Genomic DNA, 16,295 nt, shown 5'->3' on the forward strand with positions numbered 1-16,295 from the left:
GACCATGTTCCGGCCTTTCCATACGGTGGCGTATGTTCTCACCGTACGCTGCCGTATGGAAGGGTGGCAATGTGACCCGACTTACTGCCGACGACTGGGCCAGGGCCGCGCTGGACGCCCTGGCGAGCGGGGGCCTCGCCGCGGTCGCGGTGGAGCCGCTCGCCGTCCGGCTCGGCGCGACGAAGGGCAGCTTCTACTGGCATTTCCGCAACCGCCGCGCGCTGCTGGAGGCCGCGCTCGCGCTGTGGGAGCGCGACACCGAGACCGTGATCGCCGAGCTGGAGAGGATCGGCGACCCCGCGGAGCGGATGCGGACGCTGCTGGAGAGCGCCCTCTCCGATCCCGTCGACGCCGCGATCTCCTTCCGCCTGATCAGCGAGGCCGACGACCCGGCCGTCGGCGCGGTGGCCCGGCGGGTGAGCGCCCGCCGCCTCGGCTACATGCAGGCGTCGCTGGAGCAGCTCGGCGTCCCGCCCGACCTCGCGCGCCACCGCGTCGTCGCCGGATACGGCATCTACCTCGGCATCGCCGCCCTCCGCAGGATCGGCGCGGCGGACGAGCCCGCGGCCTCGTTCATCGACCAGGCCATGACCGAGATGGGCGTTCCCGGCGGCCCGGCGGAGCCGGCCTAGCCCAGGGACTCCAGCCCGGCGGCCACCGACAGCAGGCGCTGCTCGTCGTAGTGGCGGCCGATGAGCTGCACCCCGGCGGGACGGCCCGCGGGCGCGGTGCCGGGCGGGACGGAGATCGCCGGATGCCCGGTGTGGTTGGCGAGCGACGTCAGCCGGACCATGGCGGCCACGGCGTCCTCGGGACGGCCGCCCAGATCCACCTCCGTGCGGCCCATCTCGGGCGGGTCGATCGCCATGGTGGGCAGGGCGATCACGTCCACGCCGCTCAGGGCCGCGTCGACCTTGGCGCGCAGGACGGGACGGCCCCGCTGCGCGGTCAGGTACTCCTCGGTGGTGACGGTCGCGCCGGCGGCGATCCCGTCCCGCATCGGGGCGTTGTAGCGGTTCTCCGACGCCCCGAAGCGGCGCAGGTGGTAGGCGGCCATCTCGGCGGACAGCACCGGCCAGTGGACGCCCTTGACCTCCTCCTGGTCGGGCAGCTCGATCCGGAGGACCTCGGCGCCCGCGTCGGCGGCGGCGGCGATCGCGGCGCGGAAGTCCGCGAGCAGGTGCGGCTCGACGACGCTCAGGTACTCGTCGGACGGGATCCCGATGCGGGTCCCGCCGAGCCCGGCCACCGGGCCCGAGCCGTCGGCCCCGAAACCGGCGCTCCCGGAGCCGTTGACGCCGCTGAGCAGCACGCCGAACATGTCGGCGACGTCCGCGACGGTCCGGCCGATCGGCCCGGCGTGGTCGAGCGACCAGGCCAGCGGGATGATCCCGTCGGTGGGCAGCAGCCCGTAGGTCGGCTTCAGCCCGACGACCGCGCAGCACGCCGCCGGGATCCGGATGCTGCCGCCGGTGTCGGTGCCGATGGCCGCGAAGCACATCCCGGACCGGACGGCCGCCGCGGAGCCGCCGCTGGAGCCGCCCGCCGTCCGGGTCCGGTCGAACGGGTTGCGGGCGGGGCCGAGCGTGGTGAGCGCGAACTCGTCCATGGAGGTCGTGCCGACGATCACGGCTCCGGCCTCCTTCAGCGCGCTGACCAGGGACGCGTCCCGGTCGGCGTACTGCCCGGCCAGGACGCGGGAGCCCGCGTCCTGCGGCATCCCGGCCATCGCGACCATGCTCTTGACGGCGACCGGCACCCCGTCGAGGGGGCTCAGCCGCGCCCCGGCCGCGAGCCGCCGGGCCGCCGCCTCGGCGTCCTGGCGGGCCCGCTCCGCGCGCAGGTGCGCGAACGCGCGCAGCCCGTCGTCGCCGACGTCGCGCTCGATCGAGCCGAGCGCGGCCTCGACCGCGTCCACCGGGGTGATCTCCCCGGCGTCGTACCGGTCGCGCAGCCTGCTGATCGTGCGGCCGTCCTCCGGTGCGAAGGTGGACATCGGGACCTCCTAGGTCGTTGCAGTACGGGTCACGCGTGCCATACCTGGCGGCCGCCGACCCATGTGGACAGCACCGGGATCTCCGCCAGTTCCTCTGGCTCGGCGTGCAGCGGGTCCGCGCCGAGCACCGTGAAGTCGGCGAGGCGGCCCACGGTGATCTGGCCCTTGTCGTGCTGCTCGCCGGACGCCGCCGCCGATCCGGTCGTGTAGACCTCCAGCGCCTCGTAGGGGGTGAGCCGTTCGTCCGCGCCGAGCACGGTGCCGTCCTGCGCGCGCCGCGTGGTCATCGACCGCAGCGCGTACAGCGGCTCCAGCGGCCCGCACGGGTAGTCGGACGAGCCCGCGACCGTGATCCCCGCGTCGCGGAAGGTGCGGTGCGGGCTGATCCGCTCGGCCCGCTCCCGCCCGTAGTGGCCGACGAGGTTGCGGCCGTGGTAGGAGATGAACGCGCCGAAGGGCACCGGGATCACGCCCAGCGCGCGGATCCGCGCCACCAGCTCGGGGTCGACCACCGAGCAGTGCTCGATGCGGTGTGCCTGGCCGGGGCGCGGGGGAGTGGCGGCGATCGCGGTGTCCATGGCGTCCAGGACCTTGGAGATGGCGAGGTCGCCGTTGGCGTGCACGGCGAGGCGGCTGCCCGCCGCGTGCACCCGGTGGACGACCTCGGCGATCTCCTGGTCCGGCATGACCTGGATGCCGGCGGTGCGCTCGCCGAGCGCGCCGAGGTAGGGCGTCCGGCACAGGCAGGTGCCGCCGGAGACCGCGCCGTCGGTCATCATCTTCACGCCGGTGAAGCGCAGCATCGTGTCGCCGAACCCGGTGCGCAGGCCGAGCGCCCGCGCGGGCTCGAAGAACTCGTACCACAGCAGCATCCCGACCCGGGCCGTCAGCGCGCCGGCGTCGCGCGCGGCGTGGTAGAGGGCCCAGTCGGCGGGGTGGACCATGGCGTCGGTCACCGAGGTGATCCCGGCGGCGTTCATGCGGGACAGCATCCGGCGCAGCGACTCGACGCGCGCCTGGATGGTCGGCTGCGGGACGAGCGGGGGCCGCGAACCGTGCCCGAGGTAGCCCTCCATCCAGGCCCGCTCGTACAGCACGCCCGTCAGCCGCCCCCCGTTGGCGGCACTGTCGCGCACGAGCTCGCCGCCGACGGGGTCGGGCGTGTCCTCGGCGTATCCGGCGGCGGCCAGGGCCCGGGAGTTGGCGACCGCGCCGTGGTAGGAGTAGTGGATGATCAGCACCGGGTGCCGGTCGGAGACCTGGTCGAGCATCGTCCGGTCGACGCTGCGGCCGTCCTGGGTGCGGGAGACGTCGAAGTTGTGCCCGACCACCCATTGGCCCTCGGGGGTGCCGGCCGCCCGCTCGGCCAGCGCCCGCCGCACCTGCTCGGCGGTGCCGGTCACGGTCGGCGCGAGGTCGACGTAGAGGCCGCCGTCGGCCAGCACCGAGGGGTGGGCGTGCGCGTCGTCGAACCCGGGCAGCATCACGCCGTCGCCGAGGTCGACGTCCTCGGCGCCGGGGAACCGGTCGCGCAGGTCGCGTCGCGCGCCCGCCGCCACGACGCGCTCGCCCAGGACGGCGACCGCCTCGGGCTCGTCGCCGTTCATGGTGATGATCCGGCGCGCCGAGAAGATCCGGGGGCGCGGACCGGAAACGTTCGGGCTCATACGAGTCCCGCCGAGTCGAGCAGCTTGAGCACGGGCACTCCGATCGTGGTGATGACGGTCATCGACATGACGCTGCCGATGAACGGATGGAAGTCGGCGGGCAGCCGCGCGGCGATCGCGCGGGCGAGCGGCGGGCCGGCGGCGGCCCCGGTGACGGCCGCGACCAGGATCGTCGGCCAGCCGCCCTCCATGACGATCACGGCCGCGGGGGCGAACGACACCACCGGCACGAACGTCGGGTACCAGCCGTGGCGCCGCCATTCCCCGGCCCACAGCCACACGCCGAGGACGGCGGTGAGGATCTGCGCGGTGAGCAGGTCGGGGAACACCCCGCTGCCGTACGCGGGGCCGGTGGTGTTGACGGCCCAGGCGAGCACCGCCCCGCCGACCAGGCCCAGGGACGCCCATTCGTTGCCGTAGAACTGCGCCTCGCTGAAGTCCGCCAGGGCCCGGCGCGGCAGCCACCACTTCGGCAGCTCGTCGCCGTCGCCGTCCGGGTGACGGTCGGGAACCGGGTCGGGCTCGGCGTCGACCCCCTCGCCGGACGGGCCCTCCGGCGGTGGCGGCGGGAGGGTCATCCAGGGCAGCCCCCGGCAGATGAGGAAGGCGAGCAGGGCGCCCACCCACATGCCGGTGACGTTCCCGATGACCGCCGGAAGGTCCAGCGGCGTGCAGAAGTGCTCGACGACGAGGATCGACACCGGCGTCGTGAGCACCGCGCCGAGCCCGGCGGCGGTCAGCGCGACCCGCCAGCCCGCCCCGTACACGAGGACGACCGAGGGCGCCACCGACACGAACGGCACGAACGTCGGCTGCCACAGGTCGGGCGAGAGCGTCCAGCCCCAGAACAGGTTGGACAGCAGCAGGGAGAGCCCGGCGGCCCCCACGACCCAGGGCCACAGGCCGGTGCCGTAGGAGATGTCGAAGCCCCTGCCCCGCAGCCGGCGCCGGTACGCGTAGTGCGCGGCGGCGGCGAACAGCAGCAGCCCGATCCCGCCGAGCGAGGTCTTGTAGAACTGCGCCTCGTTGGTGTCGCCGAGGATCCACAGGACCCATTCGCCGAGCCCGCGCCCCGCCGGGCTCGCCGCCGCGGGCGCCATGCTCGGCAGGCCGTCCTCGGCGGCCCGCATGACCAGGTTGAGGAGCACTGCGCCGCCGCAGACGAGCAGCAGCTGGGTCACCAGCCGCGACCGACGCGGTGTGGTCACTTCGGTCGCCATGGTGTGTGACCTCCCTGGACGGTGCCGGGCCGTGTCCGGCCCAGCCTACGCAAACGTTTGGCTATAACGTTTGCTCAATGAGAAACTGCTAGCCTGGACGCTGTCAAGAGCCGATGCCAGGAAATCGGCCGATGAGCGTGGCCAGGGAAAACGGGTGGTCTTGCAAGGGGCGAGAGATGGGAAGGCCGCCGACCCGGAGCCGGACGGGGCGGACGGTCCCGCGGCGTCCGGCGGACGGGCGACGCTGAAGACGATCGCCGAGCTCACCGGGCTGCACGTCTCCACGGTGTCCCGGGTGCTCAACGGCACCACCAGCGGCGCGCGGGCGGCGTCGGCCGCGACCGCCGAACGCGTCCGGCAGGTCGCCCTGGAGGTCGGCTACGTGCCCGACATCCAGGCGGCCGGGCTGCGGCGGCAGAGCTCCCGGCTCCTCGGCGTCACGATGGCCCGGCTGACCGACCAGGTGCTCGCCACGATCTACGAGGGCGTCGAGCGCTCCGCGACCCGGCTCGGCTTCCACACCATGGTCAGCAACTCCTGGGACGACCCCGCCACCCGGCAGGCCCACATCGCGATGCTGCTGTCCCGCCGCGTCGACGCGATGATCTTCGGCGACGCGCACGTGGACGGGGCGTTCCTCGCCGACTTCGCCGCGCACGGCGTCCCGTTCGTGCTGATCAACCGGCGGGCGGGCGACCATCCCTCGGTCACCTGCGACGACCTGGAGGGCGGCCGGCTCGCCGCCGAGCACCTCTACGCGCTCGGGCACCGCCGGGTGGGCGTGGTCGCCGGGCTGCCCTACGCCGCCAACGGCATCGACCGCACGACCGCCTTCACCCGCTACTTCGCCGAGCGCGGCCACCCCGTGCCGGGCGACCACGTCGTCCACGCGAGCTTCGACGCGGCGGGCGGCGCGCTGGCCGCCGAGAAGCTGCTCGACCGGAGGCCGCACCCGTCGGCGATCTTCGCGGTGAGCGACTTCGCCGCCATCGGCGTGCTCGGCGTGCTCCGCGAGCGCGGCCTGCGCGCGGGCCGCGACGTCGCCGTCGTCGGCTTCAACGACGTGCCCATCGCCGCGCAGCTCACGATCCCGCTCAGCAGCGTCCGCAACCCGATGTACGAGGTCGGCGCGCGGGGCGTCGACCTCCTCGTCCGCATGATGCGCGGCGAGCCGCCCGAGCGCATCACGCTGGCCCCCGAGCTGCGGATCCGCGAGTCGAGCGCGGCCCCCTACACGGGCGGCTGACCGGCCTGCGCTGACCGGCCCCGGCCGCTACGCCGGGTTCAGGTCGACCGCCTTCGGCGGGGTGGCGTTGCCCGCGAGGTCGTACCCGATCGCGCAGTACCGCCACGCCTGCGTCTTGTCGAGGAACGCGGGGATGCGCCGGTACGGCCGGTATCCGGCCGGGTCCGCGCAGTCGATCTCGTCCGGGGCGCCGTACTTGATGTCGTAGTGCACGATCTCGAAGATCTGGAAGATCGGCTCCACGGCCCACTGGGTGCCGAGATCGCGGGCGCTCACCACCGGCGCCACCACCGGCGGGGTGTCGTCGACCTGCACGGTCGTGAACGAGGCGAACCGGGCCGGTACCCACTCCGAGCCCTGGCCGCTCACCACGCACAGGACGTAGAAGTCCTCCCGGGCCGGCAGCGGGTCGTCGATCAACGGCCTGTCCTCGATGGCGAACGGGCGGCCGTAGCCCGCGGGGTTCCGGCAGTCGGTCCGGCCGAGCGGGCCGGTCTTGATCCGCGCGTGGGTCCGGCCCCTGGCGTCGAGCGCCGCGTCCCAGCGGGCGCCCTCCGACCGGACGGCGACCCTCGTGTCGGACGGTGCGGCGCCGAGCCCCGGGTCCAGCCGGCAGGCGAGGTCGTCGAGCGGGCAACCCGCCAGCGGTGCCACGCCGATCGCGTAGGACGTGCCGGGACGGATCACCGCCCCGCCGGGGCCGATCTCGCAGGGCCGTCCCAGCTTGCACACCCCCGACACGCGGGTCTCGACGGTCGTGTTGAGCACCGCCACGACCCGCCGCCCGTCCCGCTGGACGACCAGCCCGCCCGACGAGCCGCCCGCGACGCCCGCGCAGTCGTTGGGGGAGGCCCCGTACCAGACCCAGGGCGACTCGGCCACGTCGGTACGCGTGCCGCTCCGGCATCGCGAGAGGCGGAGGAACTGCTGGTCCTGCGGGAGGCCGTCCACGGGCGCGTGCACCACCTCGATGGGCGCGCCCTCCGGGGGCGGGGCCGCCGAGAGCTCCAGCGGGCGGACGTCGATCGCGGCCAGGTCCCCGTAGCTCGCGGCCAGCTCCAGGACGGCCAGATCGACGCCCTTCATGGTCGCGTACCGGATCGACGCCACCGGGAACGGCTTGTGCCGGTCGGCGGTGTCGACGAAGTACGCCGGGGTGAACGTCCAGCCGGCGGGCGCGTCCACGCCGGTGCGGACGTCGTTGGCCGCGAACCGCCCGACGCAGTGCCCGGCCGTGAGGACCAGCGCGCGCGCCCGCGGATCCGGCGGGCGGGCCGGCGAGACCACCGTCGCCGTGCACTGGCTCGACGCGTCCAGCCGCCCGACCGGCCGGAAGCGCTCCGCCCCCGGATCGGTGGACCGCAGCAGCGGGGCCTCGCGCTCCGCGGGCGCGGCCAGAGCCGGGCCGCCCGGCACCGCACCGATCGCGATGGCGGCGATCACCATGATCCGGAGGAGTCGTCGACGCATGCCGCCATCCTCGCCCTTGATCGACTTCGCCGCCAGGCTAGACCTTCCGCGCCGATTGGGTAGGTGTCCCGGTAGAGGACGACCGACCTGGGACGGCTGATCATGGAGCCGAAGGACAAGATCGACACGACGGTGCCGCATTCCGCGCGCATCTGGAACTTCCTGCTGGGCGGCACCGACAACTTCCCGGTGGACCGGCGGGCCGGTGAGCAGGTCATCGCGGGGTTCCGGGGCATGGTCGACATGGCCCAGCAGTCCCGCCAGATGCTGCGCCGGGTGGTGCGGTACCTGGTGAGCGAGGCGGGCATCGAGCAGTTCCTGGACATCGGGACCGGCCTGCCCACCGTGGACAACACCCACGAGGTGGCGCAGCGGCTGGTCCCGCGGGCCCGGATCGTCTACGTCGACAACGACCCCCTCGTCCTGACGCACGCCAAGGCGCTGCTGACCAGCACCCCCGAGGGCGTCACCGACTACATCGAGGCGGACGTCCACGACCCCGACACCATCCTGGCCGCGGCCGCCCGCACCCTCGACCTCGACAGGCCGGTCGGGCTCATGCTGATGGGCATCCTGGGCCTGGTCTCCGACTTCGACGAGGCGCGGGAGATCGTGGCGCGGCTCATGGCGGCGCTGCCGTCCGGCAGCTACCTCGCGGTCTACGACGGCACCGACCGCGATCCGGCCTACACCCGGGCGATCAGCGCCTACAACGCGAGCAGCGGCGGCGTCGCCTACAACCCCCGCAGCCCGGAGCTGATCGCCCGCTACTTCGACGGGCTCGACCTGGTCGCGCCCGGCGTCGTCCCGGTGACGGAGTGGCGGCCCGACCCCGGGCACGAGGACGTCCCCGAGGTGTCGTGCTCCGGCGGCGTCGCGCGCAAGCCCTGACGCCGCGCCGCGACGTCACGCTCCCTGCGCCGCCACGAGGGCGTCGCCGGCGTCCGTCCGGTAGTAGAGGACGGACCGTCCCGCGCGCCGCCGGTCGATCAGGCGGGCGTCGAGCAGCACCTTGAGGTGGCGGCCGACGGAGCCGAGCCCCTGGCCGGTCAGCGCGACCAGCTGCGTGGTGCTCAGCGGCGTCGCCAGCAGGACGAGGACGCCCGCCCGCGCCGCGCCGAGCAGCCGTCCGAGCGCCTCGGGCACGGCGGCGGGTTCCGCGCCGGCCAGCGGGCCCGAGCAGGGATAGACGATCATGTACCGGTCGGGGTCCGGCTCCTCCCACGCCACCCAGCCCTTGCGCGGTGTGACCGGGACGAACAGCAGCCGCGCGCCGGAGATGTCGCGCGGCGGGAAGTCGTGCACGTTGATCTGCAGGCGGCCGTCGCCGAGCCAGCGCATCCCGGGGCGCATGTCGTCCAGCGCGGCGGCCCACCCGCCCCGGCTCAGCTGCCCGGCCCGCGCGACCGCGTCGGCCTCGATCACGCGGCGGCGGCGGTCCCAGTCCGGCTCGACGGTATGCGTCCACACCCATTCCAGCAGCCCGGCGAGCCGTTGGGCCACGTCGGGGCGGCGCAGCTCGGCGGGCGGCGGGCGGCCGAGCGAGACCTCCAGGTCGGCGTGCGCCCGCTCGGGCGGCGTCCGGCGGACGGTCGCGAGCTCCTCGTGGAACGCCGGCGATCCGGCGCCCGGATGCGGCGGCGTGAGGAAGTCGGCGGTCCACTTGGTCGTGACGCCGAGGGCGGCGTCCAGCAGCGCGGCGGTGACCGGCTCCCGCCGGAGCAGCCGCCGGTACGCGGCCAGATGGGCGTCGAGCCACGCGGCCTCACCGGGGTGCGCGGCGGTGCCCGACGCCAGGAGGCGCAGGGACGCGGTGGTCTCCGCCAGCGCCGAGACCACGAACCGGCCGCCCGCGAGCGTGTCCGCGTTGATCAGCCACCAGCCCATGTTTCGCCTCCCTGCGAAACATTACCGGCGCCGTCCCGGATGTCCGGAGCCTTGGATCATGCGCACGTATGGGGATCTGTTCCGCGCCCCCGAGTACACGCCGCTCTTCGCCACGGTCACGATCCAGATGTCCGCCCAGACGATCAGTGCCCTGGCGCTCGGCACGCTCGTGTACGACGCGACCCGGTCGCCGCTGCTGTCGGCGCTGAGCATGTTCGGCGGCTCGTTCGCCCAGATGGCCGGGGCGCTGACGCTCCTGTCGGCCGCCGACCGCCTCCCGCCGAGGACGGCGCTGGCCTGCCTGGCCCTGATCTTCAGCGCGGGCACGGCCGCGCTCGCGATCCCGGGCCTGCCGGTGGCGGCGCTGTTCGCGCTCGTGCTGGGCCTGGGCCTGGTCGCCTCGCTCGGCGGCGGCGTCCGCTTCGGCCTGCTGAGCGAGATCCTTCCGGAGGAGGGCTACCTCCTCGGGCGGTCGGTCCTGAACATGGCCGTGGGGACCATGCAGATATGCGGTTTCGCCGCCGGCGGCGTCCTGGTCGTCGCGCTCTCGCCCCGGGGCGCCCTGCTCACCGCCGCCGCGCTCTACATCCTCACCGCCGTGACGGCGCTCGCCGGGCTGAGCCGCCGCCCGCCCCGGGCCACCGGCCGCCCGTCCCTCGCCCAGACCTGGCGCACCAATGTCCACCTGCTCTCCTCGGCGCCGCGCCGCTGCACCTACCTGGCGATGTGGGTGCCGAACGGGCTGATCGTCGGCTGCGAGGCGCTCTTCGTCTCCTACTCGCCGGAGCACGCCGGGCTCCTGCTCGCCGTCGCGGCCGTCGGCATGCTGATCGGCGACACGGCGGCGGGCCGGTTCGTCCCGCCCCGCCTGCGGGAACGGCTGGGACCCTCGCTGCGCCTCCTGCTGGCCGTCCCGTACCTGCTGTTCGCCGTCGACCCGCCGCTCCCGCTCGGCGCGGCGGCCGTCCTCCTCGCGTCCATCGGCTACGCGGCGACGCTGCTGCTGCAGGAGCGCCTCATGGCCCTGACCCCGATCTCCGTGCACGGCCACGCGCTGGGGTTGCAGACGTCCGGGATGCTCACCATGCAGGGCGTCGGCGCGGCCCTGGCGGGCGGCGTGGCGCAGGTGACGTCCCCGTCGGCCGCGATGGCGATCATGGCCGCCGCCTCGGTGGCCGTCACCCTCGCGCTGGCCCCGGGCCTGCGCCCCCTCCCCGGCGGGACGGAACTCCGCGGATCACCGCTCTAGGCAGAAGATGCCCATCGAACCCTCGAAAGTCGGGAGAATCTGATGATTCTGCAACGGTCCCCGAAGTGGTTCGCCCGCTGGCCTGCGGGGGTATGTCCCGTGCCAATCCGCGCCCAGCAGCGAAGCCTTGCCCCTTATCGGACGGCCGGTTAACGTTCAACTAACCAATAGGAAAATGTCCTATTGATGGAGTCGTCATGCCTCGCTCCCCTCCAATGGCCACGACGAAAAACATCATCACCCACCCCGAAAAGCAAGGACCCCCCGCATGAAATCATCACGGCGTAAACTCGCCGCCGCCGCGGCGGGCGTGACGATCGCCCCCCTCGTCACCGTGGCACTGCCCGCCGCCTCCGCCTACGCCCACGGCTACGTCTCCTCGCCGGCGAGCCGGCAGGCCCAGTGCGCGCAGCGAATCGTCCAGTGCGGACAGATCCAGTGGGAGCCGCAGAGCGTCGAAGGGCCGAAGGGCCTGCAGAGCTGCAGCGGCGGAAACGTGCGCTTCTCCGATCTCGACGACGACAGCAAGCCGTGGCGCGCCGCCTCGGTCGGCAACTCGGTGACCTTCAACTGGACGTTCACCGCCAGGCACGCCACCAGGGACTACGAGTACTTCCTCAACGGCAGGAGCCTCGGGAAGTTCAGCGCGCAAAGCTCGTCCCACACCGTCAATCTCGGTGGTGTGAGCGGCCGGCAGAAGGTGCTGGCGGTCTGGAACATCGCCGATACCGCCAACGCGTTCTATGCCTGTGTCGATCTGCAGGTCGGAAGGTAACTCCCAGCCATCTGAATTACCGATGGAAATGACGGGACACCCGGTGTCCCGACCTCCTCGGCCGGTGCTGCTCGCGACGGGCGTACCGCCCCGCCGCGAACGGCACCGAGCCGAGGCCGCGCGATCAGCGAAGCCGTTTGGTGAAGACGATGCTCTGCCGCCGGTATCCCATCCGGCGTTCATAGAACGGAACCGACACCGGGCTCGCGGCATAGGTGTCCAAGGTGATCAGGTGCGCCTCCCGCGCCCCGGCCCATCGCTCCACCGCCGCCATGAGCCCCGTCCCGGCCCCGGACCGCCAGTGCCGGCGCTGCACGGCGAGCGCGTTGACGAACACGCGGGGCAGCGTGACCTCCCGGACCGGCTGACGATCCGCGTCCTCGTGCGGCCGCATGAACTTCGCGGCGACGAAGCCGATCGCGTCCCCGCCGAGATCGGCCACCCGGGCGAACCTGTCGTCCCCGCCGGCCAGCAACCCGCCCTCCAGCCAGGCGTCGAGGCCGTCGCGGCGCGGAGACCGGAACGACTCCGGATCGATCTCCCGGTAGTACTCGGCGAAGTCGCACCACGCCAGCGCGATCCCCGCGCCGTCGCCGGGCTCCGGCGGGCGGATCCGTAACTCGATCATGAGGCCATTCTCCACCGGCCGGGCGTGGCATCAACGGTCCCGTGTGAACCGGACGGTGATGGACAGGCCGCCTTCGGGGCGCGCGGTGGTCGTGAGGGCGGCATGGTGAGCATGGGCGACGGCGCTGACGATGGCGAGCCCGATGCCGTAGCCGTCGCGGTGGCCGTTGCGGCCGCAGGCCAGCCTCTGGAAGGGCTGGAAGAGGCGCTCGATCTGGTCGCCGGGGACGGCCGGCCCGGTGTTGGCGACCGTCAGGATCGCCTGCGTCTCCGAAGCCCGCGTGGTGACCTGGACGTGCCCGCCGGGGTGGTTGTGGCGGACGGCGTTGTCGACGAGGTTCGCGACGAGGCTTCGAGCAGCCCCGGGTCCCCGGCCGTCACCGCGGGCGCGAGACGCTCGGCGAGGTCGACGCCCTTCGCCGTCGCCTGGTCGCGGCGGGACGCGAGCACTTCTTCGGCGACGCGGGCCAGGTCGACGGTCTCCCGGCGGGTGACGCCGCGCTCGCTGGTGGCGAGGGCGAACCGGGTGACCGTGCGGATCCCGGCCGGGACGCGCGCGGCGAAGGCCCTGGCGCGAGCGGGCGCGTCCGTGGCGGCCACCGGCCGCGACTCCGTCACCGTCACCGGCCTGCCCGCCGACCGCATCGTGCTGCTGCTCGGCCAGAGCGGGCTGCCGTTCTCCGAGGTGTCGGCGCACCGCGCGACCCTGGAGGACGTCTACCTGGAGCTCACCCGCGAGGCGGTCGAGTTCCGCGCCGCCGCGCCCGCGGAGGCGGCCCGATGACCGCCCCGCCGATCGCGCCGGACCGGTCCGGCCATCGGGAGGGCCGAGACGGCTTCGCCCAGGTGCTGCACGCGGAATGGACCAAGTTCCGGACGGTCCGGGGCTGGGTGACCGGCACGATCGCGGCGGCGCTGCTGGTGGTGCTGTTCGCCCTGCTCGCCGGGATCAGCAGCGACCAGGAGGGCGCACCGCCCGTGCCGACCGGTCCCGGCGGCGAACCGGTCACCGACAGCTTCTACTTCCTGCACCGGCCGCTGACCGGCGACGGCGCCGTCACCGTCTCGGTGTCCGCGCTCACGAGCTCCATCCCCACCGGCCCCGGCGAGCTGCGGCCCGGCACCGTGCCGTGGGCGAAGGCCGGGCTCATCATCAAGGACGGCACCCGCCAGGGATCGCCCTACGCCGCGATCATGGTCACCGGCGGCCACGGCGTGCGGATGCAGGACGGCTACGTCCACGACACCGCCGGCCTTCCCGGGCCCGTCTCCGCCGCGTCCCCCCGCTGGCTGCGGCTGGAGCGCGCGGGCGACACGATCACCGGCCACGCGTCCGTCGACGGCGCGCGCTGGACAACGGTGGGCGCCGTGCGCGTACGCGGCCTCGGGCCGACCGCGCAGGCCGGGCCGTTCGTCGCGTCCCCGCCGTCCGTGCACGGCATGAGCACGCGCGGCACCGTCTCCACGGCCGTCTTCGGGGACCTCCGGGCCCGGGGCCGCTGGGACGGCGGCGGCTGGACGGGCACCCAGATCGGACCCGGATCGCCCACCTCCGCCGGCTACCCGCAGAACACCTCCGGCTCGGTCACGGCATCCGGCGGCCGCCTCACCGTGACCGGCGCCGGGGACATCGCGCCCGCCGTCCGCGAGACCCTGCCGACCGGCGGCACCGTGGGGGAGATCCTCACCGGCACGTTCGCCGCGCTGGTCGCGGTGATCGTCGTGGGGGCGCTGTTCATCACCACGGAGTACCGGACGAACCTGATCCACCTCACCCTCGCCGCCGCCCCAAGACGGGTCCGGGTGCTGATGGCCAAGGCGATCGTGCTGGGAGCGGTCACCTTCGTCACCGGGTCCCTCCTCGCCCAGGTGGTCGGCGACCCGCACTGGCAGCGGCTGCTCCAGCGGATCGGTCCGGCGAGCGCCGGGCTCGGCGTGACCGCCGGATGGGCCGCCGCCGCGCTCGTGGCCGCCGCCCTGCTTCTGCGCATCCGCGACGCCTAGCCGCCCGCCAGGAGATCCGCGAACGCGTGGCCCGCGGGGGCGGAGGCGAACAGCCGGTCGAGGCGCGCCCTGGCCAGCTGGCGGCGGAACGTTCCGGCGAGCGAGGCGTCACCGGACTCGTGGACCAGCTCGGTCAGCCAGCGCGAGAACTCCTGCTGGTTCCACACCCTTCTGAGGCAGGTGGCGGAGTACGCGGCGAGCGGCTCCTCGTCGCCGTCGCGGACGGCCGCGCGCAGCGCGCGGGCGAGCACGTCGGCGTCGCCGATCGCGAGGTTCATCCCCTTGCCGCCCATCGGGGTGATGATGTGCGCGGCGTCCCCGACCAGGAAGAGCCTCCCGTACCGCATCGGGTCGATGACGAAGCTGCGCATCTCCACCACGCCCTTGTCGACGATCGGACCGGCGGGCAGGGTCTCGTCGCCGAGGCGGAGCCGCGCCTGCTTCCAGATCCGCTCGTCGTTCCAGTCGTCCGGCGCGTCGTCCGGGGCGCATTCGAGGTAGAGGCGGCAGGCGGCCGGGCCCCGCTGGAACTGCGCGGCGAAGCCGTGCGAGCTGATGGCGAAGAGCGGGAGGCGCGGCGGCGGGGCGTCGGCGAGGACGGTGAACCAGCCGATGCCGTGGTCATAGGTGTAGGTGGTCGCCGCCCGCGGGGGCACGGCGGTGCGCGTGACGCCGTGGTGGCCGTCGCATCCCGCGACGTAGTCGCAGGCGATCTCCCGGACGGCCCCTTCCGCATCGCGGTAGGTGACCCTGGGACCGGAACCGGACCCTGGGCCGAGGCCGGGGGCGTCGATGTCGTGCAGGGCCACGTCGCCCGCGTCGAACCGCAGGTCGCCGCCGTTTTCCAGGAAGGCGGTCATGAGGCGCGTGATGAGCATCTGCTGGGGGATGGCCCGGCCCGTCCTGCCGCCGGACAGGGCGCGAAGGTCCAGGACGTGCGGGTCCCCGTCGACGCGGATCTCGATCGCGTGGTCTTCGGGCGCGCCGGCCAGGAGGGTCTCCGCGAGCCCCCACTCCTCGAAGATCCGCCTGCTGGCGTAGTCGAGCACGCCCGCGCGCTGGCGCTGCTCCACATAGGACCGGCTCTGCCGCTCCAGCACGACGCAGCCGACCCCTGCTAACCGGAGCAGGTTGGCCAGGGTCAGTCCCGCGGGTCCGGCTCCGATGACGACGACCCTGCTGCTCTCGCGCATGGTCGTGTTGTACCCCACCAAGCCCTTCCGACGTGGCCGAACGCGGCCATGGGCATCACTTACATGATGCTAACCTCAGATTCATATCTGTGGTGGCCGACGCTCCCGGCGGGCTGTGCGGCGCGTTCGTCGGCGCGGTGCGCTCCGGCGGGAGAAACCCGATGTTAGGTTCAGGTGTGGAGAAGGCTCAGACCCCCCGTCCGACGCAGCGCGGGCGCAAGACGCTCGCCGCCATCGAGGCGGCCGCGCGCCGGATCATCGCCCGCAAGGGCTTCCTCACGATGACGGTCGCCGACATAGCGCAGGAGGCCGGACGCTCGCCCGCCTCCTTCTACAACTACTACGACTCCAAGGAAGACCTCCTCGCCCACTGGGCGGACGACTTCCGCAAGGAGGCCAAGGCGCGGGCGGTCGTCGCCTACAAGCACGGGGTCCCGCATCGCGAGCGCGTCATGGAGTCGGCGCGCGCGCACTGGGAGACCTATCGCGAACGGCTCGCCGAGATGGTGGGCGTCTTCCAGCTCGCCATGATCAACGAGGAGTTCGCGGGCCACTGGCGGGAACTGTGCGACGACGCCGTGCAGGGCATCGCCGAGAGCGTCCGGCGGGCCCAGCGGGAGGGGTACTGCCCCGGCGCCGATCCGGAGCTCACGGCCAGGGCCATCGTCGCCATGCTCAACCAGTTCTGCTACGACCTGCTCGCCGGGGCGGGCCAGGACGCCGAGATCGACGACGAGGACGCCGTCCGCACGCTCGGCGAGATGTGGTACCGGGCGATCTACTGGCGCGCCGACCCCGCCTGATCCCCGCCTCCACCACCTCCACCGCTCCTCGGCGGCTCGGGTCGTTCTCGACCTGAGCCGCCCGTTTCGCATGCCCGGCCGCGTGCCCAGGCGGACGCTCGGCCGGTGAATCTGCCCAGATCAACGTATGGACATCCCCCCACCGCGCGGTTAAGGTA

At 73.5% G+C, this 16,295-nt stretch carries 16 protein-coding genes; 8 read left to right on the forward strand and 8 right to left on the reverse strand.

What is annotated here, in order from left to right:
* Window positions 1-71 precede the first annotated feature (71 nt).
* Complete coding sequence (locus E1264_RS10830; RefSeq protein ID WP_165964118.1) at window positions 72-632, forward strand: TetR family transcriptional regulator; 561 nt, start codon at window positions 72-74, stop codon at window positions 630-632.
* Here E1264_RS10830 and E1264_RS10835 read toward each other — a convergent pair.
* The 3 genes from E1264_RS10835 to E1264_RS10845 are packed head-to-tail and all read right to left on the reverse strand — an operon-like array spanning window position 629 to window position 4,883.
* On the reverse strand, window positions 629-1,996 hold the full coding sequence (locus tag E1264_RS10835) for an amidase (protein WP_132172224.1): 1,368 nt from the start codon (window positions 1,994-1,996) through the stop codon (window positions 629-631). The genes E1264_RS10830 and E1264_RS10835 overlap by 4 nt on opposite strands.
* Before the next feature lie 29 nt (window positions 1,997-2,025).
* A complete protein-coding gene (locus tag E1264_RS10840) occupies window positions 2,026-3,663 on the reverse strand; it encodes an amidohydrolase (RefSeq protein ID WP_132172226.1) in 1,638 nt (545 codons plus the stop codon).
* Window positions 3,660-4,883, reverse strand: coding sequence for a hypothetical protein (locus E1264_RS10845; RefSeq protein WP_132172228.1), 1,224 nt, complete (start codon window positions 4,881-4,883; stop codon window positions 3,660-3,662). Before E1264_RS10845 ends, E1264_RS10840 begins: the two co-directional genes overlap by 4 nt.
* A 154-nt stretch (window positions 4,884-5,037) precedes the next feature.
* Here E1264_RS10845 and E1264_RS10850 point away from each other — a divergent pair, with 154 nt between their 5' ends.
* Window positions 5,038-6,129 (forward strand): substrate-binding domain-containing protein, encoded by a 1,092-nt coding sequence (locus E1264_RS10850; RefSeq protein WP_207935844.1) that lies wholly within the window; start codon window positions 5,038-5,040, stop codon window positions 6,127-6,129.
* Between the two features lie 27 nt (window positions 6,130-6,156).
* On the opposite strand, the gene E1264_RS10855 is transcribed toward E1264_RS10850, so the two are convergent.
* Window positions 6,157-7,599 carry a trypsin-like peptidase domain-containing protein gene (locus E1264_RS10855; RefSeq protein WP_165964119.1) on the reverse strand — a complete coding sequence of 481 codons (1,443 nt, stop codon included), beginning with the start codon at window positions 7,597-7,599 and terminating at the stop codon, window positions 6,157-6,159.
* Between the two features lie 102 nt (window positions 7,600-7,701).
* Here E1264_RS10855 and E1264_RS10860 point away from each other — a divergent pair, with 102 nt between their 5' ends.
* On the forward strand, window positions 7,702-8,490 hold the full coding sequence (locus tag E1264_RS10860; RefSeq protein WP_132172232.1) for an SAM-dependent methyltransferase: 789 nt from the start codon (window positions 7,702-7,704) through the stop codon (window positions 8,488-8,490).
* 15 nt (window positions 8,491-8,505) lie between these two features.
* Here E1264_RS10860 and E1264_RS10865 read toward each other — a convergent pair whose 3' ends face one another.
* Window positions 8,506-9,486, reverse strand: coding sequence for a helix-turn-helix domain-containing protein (locus E1264_RS10865; protein ID WP_132172234.1), 981 nt, complete (start codon window positions 9,484-9,486; stop codon window positions 8,506-8,508).
* Window positions 9,487-9,544: 58 nt separating this feature from the next.
* Between E1264_RS10865 and E1264_RS10870 the strand changes: the two genes are divergently transcribed.
* Together E1264_RS10870 and E1264_RS10875 are read left to right on the forward strand one after the other, a co-directional pair.
* On the forward strand, window positions 9,545-10,735 hold the full coding sequence (locus E1264_RS10870; RefSeq protein WP_132172236.1) for an MFS transporter: 1,191 nt from the start codon (window positions 9,545-9,547) through the stop codon (window positions 10,733-10,735).
* 268 nt (window positions 10,736-11,003) lie between these two features.
* The gene (locus E1264_RS10875) at window positions 11,004-11,510 is read left to right on the forward strand and encodes a lytic polysaccharide monooxygenase auxiliary activity family 9 protein (protein WP_132172238.1); all 507 of its coding nucleotides are present in this window, start codon (window positions 11,004-11,006) and stop codon (window positions 11,508-11,510) included.
* Window positions 11,511-11,634: 124 nt separating this feature from the next.
* Here E1264_RS10875 and E1264_RS10880 read toward each other — a convergent pair whose 3' ends face one another.
* Together E1264_RS10880 and E1264_RS45230 are read right to left on the reverse strand one after the other, a co-directional pair.
* A complete protein-coding gene (locus tag E1264_RS10880) occupies window positions 11,635-12,138 on the reverse strand; it encodes a GNAT family N-acetyltransferase (RefSeq protein ID WP_132172240.1) in 504 nt (167 codons plus the stop codon).
* Between the two features lie 251 nt (window positions 12,139-12,389).
* Complete coding sequence (locus E1264_RS45230; RefSeq protein ID WP_243710858.1) at window positions 12,390-12,737, reverse strand: hypothetical protein; 348 nt, start codon at window positions 12,735-12,737, stop codon at window positions 12,390-12,392.
* Between E1264_RS45230 and E1264_RS45235 the strand changes: the two genes are divergently transcribed.
* Window positions 12,727-12,921, forward strand: coding sequence for a hypothetical protein (locus tag E1264_RS45235; RefSeq protein ID WP_165964116.1), 195 nt, complete (start codon window positions 12,727-12,729; stop codon window positions 12,919-12,921). The two genes, E1264_RS45230 and E1264_RS45235, sit on opposite strands and share 11 nt — an antisense overlap.
* Window positions 12,918-14,141, forward strand: coding sequence for a hypothetical protein (locus tag E1264_RS10890; protein WP_207935846.1), 1,224 nt, complete (start codon window positions 12,918-12,920; stop codon window positions 14,139-14,141). The genes E1264_RS45235 and E1264_RS10890 overlap by 4 nt, the downstream gene beginning before the upstream one ends.
* Here the strand turns inward: E1264_RS10890 and E1264_RS10895 are convergent.
* Complete coding sequence (locus E1264_RS10895; RefSeq protein WP_132172242.1) at window positions 14,138-15,334, reverse strand: 4-hydroxybenzoate 3-monooxygenase; 1,197 nt, start codon at window positions 15,332-15,334, stop codon at window positions 14,138-14,140. The genes E1264_RS10890 and E1264_RS10895 overlap by 4 nt on opposite strands.
* Window positions 15,335-15,510: 176 nt before the next feature.
* Here E1264_RS10895 and E1264_RS10900 point away from each other — a divergent pair, with 176 nt between their 5' ends.
* Window positions 15,511-16,137, forward strand: coding sequence for a TetR/AcrR family transcriptional regulator (locus E1264_RS10900; protein ID WP_243710859.1), 627 nt, complete (start codon window positions 15,511-15,513; stop codon window positions 16,135-16,137).
* Window positions 16,138-16,295 lie beyond the last annotated feature (158 nt).

The sequence above is a fragment of the Actinomadura sp. KC216 genome (assembly GCF_004348535.1).
In the GTDB taxonomy this organism is placed as follows: Bacteria; Actinomycetota; Actinomycetes; order Streptosporangiales; family Streptosporangiaceae; genus Spirillospora.